Source organism: Pirellulales bacterium (assembly GCA_036267355.1).
Taxonomy (GTDB): domain Bacteria; phylum Planctomycetota; class Planctomycetia; order Pirellulales; family DATAWG01; genus DATAWG01.
This window is the reverse complement of record DATAWG010000102.1, coordinates 18392-31259: the sequence shown is the minus strand read 5'-3', so window position 1 is coordinate 31259 and position 12868 is coordinate 18392. Positions and strand designations below refer to the sequence as shown.

At 62.1% G+C, this 12868-nt stretch carries 6 protein-coding genes; 2 read left to right on the top strand and 4 right to left on the bottom strand.

Annotated elements, in window-relative coordinates:
* Position 1: 1 nt before the first annotated feature.
* Positions 2-1684 (bottom strand): efflux RND transporter periplasmic adaptor subunit, encoded by a 1683-nt coding sequence (locus VHX65_16130; protein ID HEX4000082.1) that lies wholly within the window; start codon positions 1682-1684, stop codon positions 2-4.
* Positions 1685-3022: 1338 nt separating this feature from the next.
* Here VHX65_16130 and VHX65_16125 point away from each other — a divergent pair.
* Positions 3023-4390 (top strand): TolC family protein, encoded by a 1368-nt coding sequence (locus tag VHX65_16125; protein ID HEX4000081.1) that lies wholly within the window; start codon positions 3023-3025, stop codon positions 4388-4390.
* 313 nt (positions 4391-4703) lie between these two features.
* Entirely contained in the window at positions 4704-5585 is an 882-nt protein-coding gene (murB, locus tag VHX65_16120; GenBank protein HEX4000080.1) for a UDP-N-acetylmuramate dehydrogenase, read from the top strand.
* A gap of 125 nt (positions 5586-5710) precedes the next feature.
* Here the strand turns inward: murB and VHX65_16115 are convergent, their stop codons facing one another.
* From VHX65_16115 to VHX65_16105, 3 genes are all read right to left on the bottom strand, one after another.
* Positions 5711-6613, bottom strand: a complete 903-nt coding sequence (locus tag VHX65_16115; GenBank protein ID HEX4000079.1) for a hypothetical protein — start codon at positions 6611-6613, stop codon at positions 5711-5713.
* A gap of 496 nt (positions 6614-7109) precedes the next feature.
* A complete protein-coding gene (locus VHX65_16110) occupies positions 7110-12272 on the bottom strand; it encodes a hypothetical protein (GenBank protein ID HEX4000078.1) in 5163 nt (1720 codons plus the stop codon).
* Positions 12273-12517: 245 nt separating this feature from the next.
* A complete protein-coding gene (locus VHX65_16105) occupies positions 12518-12829 on the bottom strand; it encodes a hypothetical protein (GenBank protein ID HEX4000077.1) in 312 nt (103 codons plus the stop codon).
* Between the last annotated feature and the right edge of the window lie 39 nt (positions 12830-12868).

Sequence of the window (12868 nt, the reverse complement as noted above, 5' to 3'; positions counted from 1 at the left end):
CTTATGGTTTCGCGCCGCGGTTGTCGGGGCCGCCGCTTGCGCCGAGGTAGGTCGAACCCGCCGCGGGGTTCAGCCGCGTCTCGGCATCGACCAGAAACGCGCCCGCCGCGGCGACTCTCTGACCGGCGCGCAATCCTTTGACCACGGGATAGAAGCCATCCGACTCGGGCCCGAGCTCCACGCTGATTCCATCGAAAACACCCGGCTCGTTCTCGATGTAAACGATTTTCTGCGAGCCGGTGTCGATTACTGCCGATTCAGGAACCACGAGCACTTCTCCCTTCGGGGCGGCACTCGACTCGTTGCTGATCTGTGCGAGGTATTTATCCTTGGACTGCTCGAACTTCTCGATGCAAGCAGGGCAACAAAGAAACACAACGCGCTCCCCGATTTGTCGCCGCACGGGCTCGCCCATGCTCCCCAATTCGTTGCCCGTCACGGGGCAAGTCTTTTGAAACGCGATCAACGTCTTGTCGCTCGCATGCTTGGCTTCGCGAGGCATCGGCGCGGGCCGGCTTTTGTACGGCTCCAGTCCGGCAAATGGCACGTCGATTTTGACCGTGGCATACATACCCGGCCGCAGCAAGTGGCCCGGATTCGGCAATTGAATGCGAATCCGGTTGGTGCGGGTGGCCGTTTCGAGATGCGGATGGACGAGGATGATCGTGCCGGTGATCGTTTGATTCGGCAGGGCTTCCGCCGTGATTTCGACCGTCTGCCCCATTTTCAACAGCGGAATGTCGCGCTCGAAGACATCGGCCTCGACCCAGACTTGCGATAGATCGGCGATTTCGAAGAGCGTCGTGCCCGGCTCGACCCGGTCGCCCAGTTCGATATTCTTGGCGATGACGTGTCCGACGCTTGGAGAACGGATCACCAATCCGGGCTCGGTTTGCCTGCCGCGCGCGAGGTCGTCGATTTCGGCATCGGCGATGCCAAGTTGTCGCAACCGGTCGCGGGCCGATTCGACGCCGGCCGCATTCTTGCTGTTGATCGCCCGAATCATCTGCCCGCGGGCCACGATCTCTTCGATCTCCGGTTGCTTGATTCCCAGCAGCCGCAGCCGTTGCTTGCCGCTCTCGATCATGTCGGCGGTGCCGCGGGCCAGCGCGAGGTCCAACTCCTGCACCGTGCTATACAACTCGGGGCTATAAAGCAGCGCCAGCGGTTCTCCTTTTTGGACGTTCATGAACGTCTTATCGACGAATAGTTTCTCGATATATCCGCTCACCCGCGTCACGATCCGCGACCGGCGGCTTTCGTCGTAATCGACGAACCCGACGGTCTCGATTTTCCTTGCGAGCGGGCGATAAGCGATTTCCGCCGTCTTGATGCCGGCCATTTCGATCCGTTCGGGCGAAAGCTGCACGCGGCTGAGCACACCCACCGGCAGCACCGCCTTTGCTCCCTTTTTCCGTTGCGATAGCGGCATGCCGCAGATCGGGCATTTGGGTAGTGAACCATCCGGCTCCAGCGACTCGCGAACGACCGACGGATGCATCGGGCAAAAATATTCCGTATCGGAACTTGCCTGGACAACTTTCGTGCCGGGGCGAGTCCATTTCTCCCAATGGTTCTTGATCGTGTCCCATTTGCCGATCAGCACGAACGTGGCCACGAGAATCAGAATGAACCGCAGGCGGATCTCAACCACCTTGAACAGGAACCGGGCTCGCTTCCCCATGCTCATTCGTGCCGGGTGACTCGGCTCCAGCGGAACCAGTGGTTCTCCCGGAGGATTCAAGGGCTCGATAGGCTGTGTTGATTCGTCGTGTCTGTCGCTCATTTTCAAATGCCTACGGTCTGTTGGATTGCGAGGTCGATTGCAGTTGTCGGTTCACGAATATCGCGTGCGCCGTTTCGACAACGTGCTCATCGCCGGCCGGGAATTGTTCGGACCTTTCCTCTTGAAGCCGAGAAGCTCGAATCGGCAATGTGCCGATTCCTACAAACACGGCCGGAAGAAAACTCAAGCTGCAAGCATTGGCCATTTTCGTCTTCATCCACATGGCTTTGCGCATGGCAAAACACGAGCGGAGCAACGACGTTTGGGCGGCGCGGTCGGAGATGCACGAACGAACGTGCGTGCCGCGCTTAAGAGAATCAGATTAAGAGTCGCTCGAATCGGTCCAGTATGTCGGCCGGTGGACCGGGCTCGTGACAGTCCGCGAAACGAGGCGAGGCTTGGCGGGGGATCAGCACCGGCGCAATGGCTGAGAGTGTTCCGAGCAGCCGGCTTGATCCGTCGGAAGCAACCACTGAGGTCACAACGACCGCCGATTCCCGCCCCATGATGGGGCAATTGCACCTATCGGATTGCGAACTATTGCCGGTGCCACGATTCCGAGGGCCGCTCAGGGTGGAATCGCGTTCGCAATCGTTGTGGCAACAGCAATGAGTGCAAACGCCCGACAAGCAGCCGCAGTTTACATCGTCAGCGTTGAAATTCGCTGCGAGCACCTCGCAACGTCCCGATCCATACCAACTGGCAATCGGGATCCCGCTCCACAGTGCCACCGGCACCATGCACCAAACGACTCCCGCGCGGAGTCGGTGAACCGGTTCGGCTTTGAGAATTCCAAACACGGGATTCATTTTAGAAGGATGTCGTTGTGCGGGCGGAAGCGCCGTAATAATTTGCCCGATCGCTAGCAATACTACCGTTGATCGGAAATAGGGTCAATGTAGCTTCATCCAATACGTCGTCCGCACGCAACAAGTTCGAGAGGACTTGTCCGACTTTGCGGTCTCCGCCGGAAATACTGGCAGGGCCGGTTTTCAGGGACCGATTTACTGCACTGGTAATGCCGAATATTCCGCCATGTGGCGTCGCATGACGGGTTCACCTCGCCGGAAAGAGCCACCGAACATCGCCGCGGATGCCATGCCATTGCGACACGTTAAAATCCTGCTGGCATTCGGGATATTCCTTGCCACTTTGGCATGCTCGCTCGGTTGCCGCTCGGCGGAGTCCGGCGGAGCCACCGCTCAGCTAACCCCCGTTCCACCGAATAATTCGCTCGTGGCGACAACAACGGAAACGCCGATACCCGCCGGCGGCGCGGTTCCGGCCGCATTCCAAACCTTGGATACGAGCGTCCCGCCCCTCGCACCGTCTCCGCCCGAAACCGCTGGTCGTTGCGACGACGATCCGTTTGCCGGTCAATCGCAGCTCGAGCCCGATGCGCTGGTCGCGGCGGTGATCGACCGCAATCCGTCGCTGGCGGCGATGAGCGCCGCGTGGCAGGCCGACGCGGAGCGCTATCCACAGGCCGTTTCGCTGGACGACCCGATGCTATCGATGTCGGTGGCGCCCGCTTCGATCGGGTCGACGACCAACGACGTGGGATGGATCGTGCGGGGTTCGCAAAAAATTCCCTGGTCAGGAAAGCGCGATCTGCGCGGCGAGCAGGCCGAGGCCGGCGCCTCGGCCGCCCGACTCGATTTGGCCGACGCCGAAATCCGGCTGGTCGCAGCCGCCCGCGTCGCACTATGGGACTATTATCTCGTGCGCCGGCAAAAGGAATTGAACGCTGAAAATCGTGTTGCCCTGAAGGGGTTTCGCGACACGGCGCAAGCGAAGTATCGGGCCGCGCAGGTGACGCAGCAAGACGTTCTGGCGGCCGACGTGGAATTGGCCGAGATCGAGCGCCGCGAATTCGAGCTGAACCGGATGGAATCGGTGGCGATCGCTCGCATCAACACGCTGTTGCACCGCTCGGCCGATCATCCTTTGCCGCCGCCGCGTCGGCCTCGGTCGGCTCAAGCGGCGCCGCCGGTCGTGTGGCTGCAGCAATTGGCCGTCGAGCGCCGCCCCGATCTGGCGGCGATCGGGGCTGAGCTGCGGGCGGAGCAAGCGGCCGTCGAACTGGCCGAGCGCGACTACTATCCCGATCTGGAGGTGTTCGGCCTGTACAACGGCAATTGGCAGGGAGCCAGCCGCCAGCTTGCGCCGATGGTGGGCGTGAATATGAACGTGCCTCTCGACAACGCTCGACGGCAAGCGGCCGTACGCGAAGCGTCGGCACGCGTCGAGCAGCGCCGTTGGCAATACGAAGCCAAACTGGACGAGATTCATTCCGAAGTGCAAATCGCCTACGCCCGTTTGACCGAATCCGACAAGACGCTCGCCCTCTATCGCCAAACGATCCTTCCGGCCGCGGGGCAATATCTGGAAGCCGCCCGCGGCAATTACACGGCGAACACGCTCGACTTTCTCCATCTGATCGACGCCGAGCGACGCTTGATTCAATTGCGCGAACAATATGAGGTGGCGCTAGCCGAACGCGAACGCCGCGGGGCGGAGTTGCAAGAGGCCGCCGGCGGCGCATGGCCCCAAGCCGCCGGCCCGGAAGCCGTCCCGACTCCACCGGGGAAAGAAAAAGATTGAGCACGCGGAGACGCGGAGATTCGGAGGAGGCGCGAGTAAAACGTCGAATCGATGTGGCGCAACCCCTCATCGCCGGGCTCCTCTCCCACAAGGGGGCGAGGGGAGAAGAACAGGCATTTTGCATCCGCCGCGTCCGTTTTCCGCATCCGCCGCGTCTCCGCGTGAGCCCTCTTCGTTCTTCCGACCAAAGATCCAGCCGTCTGGACGAACGGCCCGCAAGTCTGGACAATGCCGCAAGCGGCCGCACCCGAATTAGCCGGCGGCCCGTCCAAGTTCATCTCTGATTCGGAGCGGGCGAAAATTGTCCAAATCCATGAAGTCTTTGTTCGGCGGTTTCGAGAAAATCGTTCGCGAAGGGGAGCCGCTGGCTCCGCACACCTGGTTTCGCCTTGGCGGACCGGCCGAGTTTTTCGCCGAGCCAAATTCCGTGGAAGAATTGGCGGCCCTGGTGCGCCGCTGCCATGATGCCGGCGTGCAAATCCGATTGTTGGGCGGTGGATCGAATCTGCTGGTGCGCGACGACGGCGTCGAAGGGCTTGTCGTGCGGCTGGCGACGGCCCCGTTTTCCGAAATCAGCGTCCAAGGTCGCGCCGTTGCGGTCGGCGGCGGGGCCAAGCTGGGGCACGTCGTCTCGACCGTCGTTCGCGAAGGGCTCGCCGGATTGGAAACGCTGGTGGGCATTCCCGGCACCGTCGGCGGCGCGCTGCACGGCAATGCCGGCAGCCGCGGCGGCGATGTCGGGCAATGGACTTCCCGAGCGACGGTCATAAGCCGGTCGGGAGAGATCTTGCAGCGTGAACGCGAAGACCTCGTGTTCTCTTACCGCCAAAGCAGCCTCGACGATTTGGCGATCCTGGCGTGCCAATTCCAATTGGAGGAAGACGATCCGCAAGAATTGACGAAGCGGATGCAAACGCAATGGATCGTCAAACGGGCCGCGCAACCGCTGGGCGACAAACCGGCCGGCTGCATTTTCAAGAATCCCCGCGGGATCAGCGCGGGCATGCTGATCGAGCAGGCCGGCCTGAAGGGCCAGCATGTCGGCGGCGCCGAAGTGAGCGACCGGCACGCCAATTTCATCGTCGTCGCGCCGGAAGCTAAATCAGCCGACGTGCTCAAGCTCATCGACCTGGTTCGCGCCCGAGTCGCCGAACACCTTGGCGTGGAACTCGAAACCGAACTCGAAATCTGGTGACGGCGAAGAATCGCCCGCGCACGCGCCACTTTGCGTCAAGCCCAGGGAAGGCGAGCCATGCGTTCGCCGCGCGCGCACCGCGTCATTCGCCTTCCCTGGGCCCCCCACGCACCCTTTCTTAGATCCTACGGCCCGACTGGCACCTGCTCGACGTGCTCTTCGTATTCGATGCGGCAGGTCGTCACCGGCACTTTGCGAACTTGATCTTCGGTCTCGTAGTGCACGGTTTGCACCGGCACCTTGCGGACCTGATCTTCATCGACAAAGCGCACCGTCTGCACCGGCACTTTACGCACTTGCTGCTCTTGCACATAGCGCACCGTCTGCACCGGCACCGTGCGCACCTGCTGCTCCTGCACATAGTGCATCGTCTGCACCGGAACCTTTTGCACGACGGCTTGCGGGACGTAGTTCGTCACGGTTTGCTGGCCGATCGGGCAGCCGCAAGCGCCCACGACGGTTTGCGTGGAAGTGACGGGCACGTATTGCGTCGTATATTGATCCTGGTAGGCCGTCTCGTACACCGGCTTCTCGACGACATAGGTTTCTTGCCGCTGCGCGGTTTCGACGACCGGCTTCTGAACGATGTATGTTTCGTCGCGTTCGGCCGTTTCGACGACCTGCTTGCGAACCGTGTAGTGCTCTTCGCGCTCGGCGGTTTCCACGACCGGCTTTTGCACGGTGACATGTTCTTCGCGTTCGCTAGTTTCATACACCGGCTTAGCCACATAGAACCGCCGCTCGACCGTTGCCTGGCAAGCGGGCGGCGGAGCGGCTGCGCAGCATGCGGCGGGCGCCGCGGCTGGGGCATAAAGCGCCGTCGTTGCCGGAACGTAATATGCCGCGGTCGCCGCCGGGGCATAGTAGCTTGCTGCCGGCGAATAATAAGCGGCCGTCGGGGCCGCCATGATCGCGGGCGCCGCGGCCGGCGCTCCGCCGCCACAATTGCAGGCCCGCGCCGTTTGCACGCAACAACTTATCACTCCGCCGATCAACAACGCATTGCCGAGCCGCTGCAGCCGATACATAGCCTGCTCCTTGTGTCTATGAGAATTGTTTCGAATGCTATTCCATGACGCGTAGCAACCCACGAATGCTGAATCACAATGTCAGCAAGAATTTCACGGCCTTTTGTAAATATGTACTCAATGGGACCGGAACTCAAGCCGGTCCGCCGTGGTCGCACGAAGATAATCGGGTCGGCAAATCCGCTAAAAACCATCCCGCGCAAATGCAGAATTCATGCCGCCAACTCGGCAATCAGAAATCGCTGCTGGCTTGGGCAGAATGCCCAACCCCTACGACCCGCGCATTCGCTCCGGTCGGAGATGGGATCGAAGAGCCCATACTAGGACCGAACCGTCAGCGAGTTCGCGGCCGAACCGGTGGCTGACAGGATCGCGAAAATCGAGAAGTCAATACTAGTCCGAAGCGTCAGCGAGCGACAACCCGCGCGCGACCGCTGCTCCGGCTGGCGGCTCCGGTGGTGCCGGCTGCGTCGACAACGCAAGCCGCCGGATCGGATCAAGGCTCGATCAAGTCGCTGCTTTCTGCAACGGTCCGCACGATCGGCTCGGCGAGTTGCAAGGCGCCGCGCTTGACGGTATCGCTTCGTGTGAATCGGAGTTCGTAGGTAGCGACCACCTTGTCGTCGGTCTCGTCGAGATCGAAGGTATCAAGCGCCAAATGGTTTTGCGGATCGAATCGATGCTGAATCCGCGACGGCTGCGGATAGATTTCGACCTTCAGCGAACCGGGGCCGGCCGAGTCGTCGGCAAATCGCTCGATCACTCCGACACGATACGGATCGCCCGGCTTCTCGCCGCGTTGGGCGCGCACCTGGTACGTAACGCCAGTCAATCCGCTTAGCGTTGCCCCGCTTCCTGATGCTGGAACGCGATTCACGATATCGCCGAGTCTGACGACCCAATCCGGCGGTGTTCGCTGCTGCTTGACCCATGCCCTGACTTCCGCTTGCCTTGCCGCCACGGGCCAATTCTCCGCCGATAGCTTGAGCACCGGGGCGGGCATCGCCGGTTCCCAATTGGCGTCGTAAAAGATATAGGTGGGAAATAGGGCGTGCGGATCGTCGGAGTGCGGCGTGATTTCGACCCAAGCTTCCGCCAGTCGAGGCGCAAACTGCCGATCCGACCGCTGCACGGAGATCGGGAAGCTCGCACCATCGGCCGTGCGAATCGGCCGATGAACGCCGAGCAGCCACTCGGTGGTCGGTCCGCGATCGCCTGCGATCAGCGGCTGGAACTCCGGCTGGCCATGCTGATAGCCCATCGATTGAATCGAGCGGCCGTCGGCACTGATGGTGAGTTCGGCACGCTCTCCGCCGGCCAATTCCACGTGCGTGCTCAACGGCGGGAGCGAGACTTCGTAGGTCTTCAAGCCGATCGGTTTCGGCCGGACGGTGATGCTCGTGCCGACGGGCGCGTTGCCGATTGTATTGCCGGCGCTGTCGGTGACTTCATAACCTTTCGGGCCCAAAAGGCTTTGCAGCGAACGCACCAGCGCCGTTCCGCTCGACACCGGCACATACTCGCCGCCGGTTTTTTGTGCCAGCGAATCGAACTCCTTGGCCGCCGTGGCTGCCTCGGCATCGGAAATGCCAAAGCCGACGATGTCGATCGGAATCTTTTTGTCGCCCATCGCGGTAAGCACGCTTTCGCGCGTCTTCGGATTCGGCGAATTGAATTGATAGTTCAAACCGTCGGTGATGACGACAATCGATTTTTCGGTGCCCGGCTCATCATGGGAAAAATCGCCGATTGCGTCGACCAGCGACAGATAGAGCGGTGTTTCGCCCCAGGGCTTGATGCTCTTCATCAAATCGAACACGCCGCCGGCAACCACTTGATCGAATCGGCCAAGCGGCAGAACCGTTTCCACGTCTTCGCTTGGCCGCAGGTCGTCGGGGATTCGGCGGTCGTAGTCGGATTGGCGCAATATCTGATCCGGCTTCTTGAGATTCCAGCCAACGCGGTGCCCATAAAAAATGATTCCGACCCGCGCGTCCCCTTCCTCGGCCAGGCTTTCGAGCATTTGCTTCAGAGCGATCCTTGCGGCATCGAGGCGAGGAATTTTTTCGTCGCCCTCGGGCCCTTCCATATCGGTCGGCTCCGACATGCTGTTCGAGCAGTCGAGGATGAACATGATCGAAGCCCGCCGCCGGCTGCGCCCGCCGAGCGTGATCTGCGGCAGGCCATAGTGATACGGCATCGTATCGACCTTGATGCCGCCGGTGGCCCGCAATAGAAAATTCGTCGAATAGCGATTGCCGCGCAGCAGCGCCACTGCTTCCAGGATCGGCCCGCGACCGGCCAAAGCACTTCCCGGCACGGTGATCGTCACCGGAACGCGGCCCTTGCCGGGGTCGGCCATGGGGAGATCGAGCGAGCGGCTTGTGCCGTCGATCCGGCCGCGAGCGTCGCGCACGAACACGGCCGCCTCTCCGTTCGGCAGTCCGTGCAGGGCATCCTCGGGGCCGGACTGCACCGCCATCTTGATTTTCACGGGTTCCGCCGGATCGATCAAAAGCACATCGGAAGCGACGGCGCCCAAGCCGGCCGCCGCGCCTTGCCGCCGCGCATCGAGCAACTTGGCCAGACGGTTCGACTCGGCCAGCACGGCCGGTTCTGCCTGGCCGATCGCCTGAATGCCCCGCAGCGAATCGGTTGCCGCGGCTACGAACCAGGGAGGATCGGCCGGCTGGCCCGGGCCCCAAAAATCGTCGAGCGCCCGCCGGCAGTGCCAGAGCAACAGATGCTGCAAATCCCACTGCCGCAAGCGACGCACCGGATCGTCGTCGAGCGCGGGCAGGCCGATCCCTGCCGCCGCACGCACGATTTGCTCGGCGCGACTGTGGGGCGCACGCCCGGCGAGCAATTCCTTCAATTTGCTATTGGTGGAAGAACTGCCGGGCGGCCCATTACTGCCGGACGGCACCGCGGCGGACACACTTTCCGCCGCAGTGCCGGTTCCAGCATCGCGAAGCCGGCGAACTTCGCCGGCAATCGCATCCAATCGCTCCCGAACACGATGCTCGTAGTCGACGCAAACGGTTTCCAATTCGCCGATCATCAATTGCTTGCGCGGCTTGGCCGCGGCGGTTGCCGGCTGCGCGGGCGTTTCGCTTGCGGTATCCAAAATCACTAGCGCCGGATGTTGCTCCCAAACCACGAGTGCCCGATGTCGATAATCGAATCCTTCGGGTTCGCTGTCGGACGATACCGTGTTCGCGGCTTGCGAACCGCCGCCGCTCGTGGTCGATGTCGAGCCGGCTGCCGAAGCGATGTTCTTCGAATCGGCCTTTTGCGTTCCCCCTGCGCTGCCATTTTTATCGTCGCCCGTTCTTGTCGCGACTGCCGCGGGCGGAGCGCTGTCGATGGCGATCGTTTCACGGTTGAGCTTATTGGCAATCTCTTCCGCCTTCTTGCGAAGCTGCTCGCGTTGGCGGGCCGGCGCGATCGTCGCCGCTAAAACGGCTTCGATGTCTTGAAGCGTGCGGCCATTGGCACGCTTGATTTCGACCTCTTCAAGGTTGGTCGATGCTTTGGCGAACAATTGCTCCAAGTGATCGAGCCGTTCGGAGACTTCGTGGGCCTCGCCCTCGAACGGCGGCGATTCACTTGCGGTCGTCGTGTCGCCGGTGGGGGGCGACGCGAGCGTGGCGTCCAATAGATGTGCCGCGCGAATCAACTGCAGCAGCGTTCCGTTGATTTCCCGATCGGCAGCATCCGGCGCTTCGCCGACCGGGAGCGGACGACAGAGCCAGGCGGCCAAATAGGGAATCTCGGCCCAGGCACGATCGCGAATCGTCAGCGCGCCGCCGACCGTGTGAGTGAGCTTTTCGGCGCCGGCATACGCATCGTCGGCGGCATTCCAGTGCGGATCCGCGGCCGCCAATGCGGCATCGTCGCCGACAAACAGTTGGTCGCGCGCCGTCCGCTGCTCGCGATTTCCCGCCGTTACCAGCGGCAGCGACCAGAATTGGCCACGTTCGTCGTCGGCCACGGCAGCTCGATCGCCGTGCGCTTGCACCTGCATCGCCCGGCTCAAAAGGTTCGGTTGCTGCCATACACGTGCGGCCAAGTGCGCTTCAAGCAGTCGCAGGAATTCGACTTCCGCGTATTGCCCGGCATGCTCGCTGGCGGGAGTGCTGGCGAGAAAATCCGCCACGGCGGCTTGGCTCGGCGACTTTTGCAGGGCCACGAGCCGGGTGCGCCAGTCCGCGAAACCCGCATCGGGCTCGCTCATGTATTCGGCCAGCGGAATCCAATGGGCGACGATCGCCGGCGGCCGTTTGGCGGCGTGATCGCCGAAACGGTCGGAACGAACAAGAATGTTCGACGGATTCTTTGTTTGAGCGGCTTGCGATTCGATTCGGTCGACAAAGCCGTGCAACTGCCGCTGCAGGGTGCGAACCGGAGTGCGATAGACGCTTCCGGCGGTCAGCGCTTCGCCGGTCCACAGCAATTCGTGTTCGAAATCGCTCCACGCCAACGGATCGAAGCGCTGCGGATCGAGCGATTGCAAGCGGTCGTGAGCGCGCCACAGCTTGTCGTTCGCGGCCACGAGCGAGGCCGGTGCGGAAACCGACTCGCCAGTCGCCGATTCGGCAAGCTTTTTTTGCGTGTGCGAATTGAGCGCCCACACGACGGTGAAATCCGCCGCACTTGCCGGCACCAACATCGGCCGCTGCCGCGCGGAACGGTTGTGCATCGTCCAGGCGTCGACGTGCCGATCCAGATAATTCACCAGCTCGCGAAGCGACACTTGATGATCGCCGTTGCCGCCGGCGCCATCCGCCAGCTTCGCATCGGCGGCGCCGGCAAGCCCGAGCTGCAAATAATGCCCGAACACCGAGCCCGCCAGATCTTGCGACGCCCAGCCGCGCTCGCCGGGGCTGGTCGAATTGAGGACCACGAGATTGGGAATGCCCGAATCGCGGACGGTATCGGCCAGGCCGTCGGCAAACCCGTCGGACAACACGCCCATCCGCCAATTCACGTCGATCCGGTTGCAATCCAGGATCAGCAGCTTGTGCCATGCATCGGGGAGTTGCTGGGCCTTGATGTGCTCGAGCAAGTCCGACAATCGCAGCCAGGTTTCGCTCCTCAATGGCGATGCGCCCGGCGGCAACAGTGCCGGCCGGCCCGCGGAATCGGCCGTGCCATGCATGCTGACATACAGGATCACCGTGCCGGTCGCCGAGCCTTGCTGAACGATCGCATGCAGTTGCCGATCGAGGCTGGCCAATCCGCTTTCGACGGTTTGCCAGGGCTGGCCGAGTTCAAGATGAATGGATTCTTGTTTGTCGAGATTCGAGAACGCTTCGAGGTCCTCGGCAGCCCAGGCGTTTGGCGGAAACGGCCAGGAATAGCTCGGCGCGACGATTGCCACCATCGGCGTCTGAATCGGCCGGAACCAGAGATAATGGACCAAGAGAGCCGTCAGACCGAGAAACAGCAGCAAAAAGCCCCCGACCCGAAATCGTTGCCAGATGTCGGCGGCGCGAAGTTGTTCGAGCGGCTGTGCGTCCCAATCGCGCTGCCAGCGGTGGCGAATGGTTGCGACCTCGCGGCCAGCGCGTCCGCGCCAACCCAAGCGTCGCGGCGGCGCCGCGGGGGGCGCTTGGCTGGCTGCAAGATATGTTGATTCCTGTCGGCCCGATGCCATCAGGATGTTCCTTTAACGGTTGGAGTAACTCCACTTGCGATTGACGTTTGCTCGCAATTTCGTGGCGACTCTCGCGCTTCGGCGGCCATTGCCAACTATCTACGGCGGTGCGCCACGCCTTGGTTCATTCTGCCATCGCACCGGTCGGCGGGCAACGCGTGGCGAGCCCGGCTCGTTCAGCCGTTTTCCACTGCCGGACAAGCCAGCGGTCGCACCCGGCCGGCCACCTAGGTGATGACGCACGACTAGGCGGTTGCGCTGAACGATTCGGCGGCGGTCGACGGGGCGTTTGGCAGGGATGCGGTTTGTGGCGATGTGTTTGCCGCTGCTGTGCCGGACGACGACGCCGCTGTCGTCGCACCGGACTGTGTGCCGCCGCTGCCGACCGCGGCGGTCTTCAAGGCCGCCTGTTTGCCAGCCAAGAGCGTGGAAAACTGTTGCTGGGTGCCCAGCGCTTTGCCCGCTTTGGATTTCTTGCCGTGACTGTAGAGTGATGCGGCCTGTCCGGACTTTCCTAGTCGCGAGATCGCGCCGATGCTACCTGTTGCGCCTGCCATAAAAAAATGTTTCCTGACGCATGTAGCTCCCCTGCAAAA

Bases quoted from the DNA above. Each gene is read 5' to 3' on its own strand.
- VHX65_16130 (HEX4000082.1), bottom strand. From the start codon at position 1,684: ATGGGGAAGCGAGCCCGGTTCCTGTTCAAGGTGGTTGAGATCCGCCTG.
- murB (HEX4000080.1), top strand. From the start codon at position 4,704: ATGAAGTCTTTGTTCGGCGGTTTCGAGAAAATCGTTCGCGAAGGGGAG.
- VHX65_16115 (HEX4000079.1), bottom strand. From the start codon at position 6,613: ATGTATCGGCTGCAGCGGCTCGGCAATGCGTTGTTGATCGGCGGAGTG.
- VHX65_16110 (HEX4000078.1), bottom strand. From the start codon at position 12,272: ATGGCATCGGGCCGACAGGAATCAACATATCTTGCAGCCAGCCAAGCG.
- VHX65_16105 (HEX4000077.1), bottom strand. From the start codon at position 12,829: ATGGCAGGCGCAACAGGTAGCATCGGCGCGATCTCGCGACTAGGAAAG.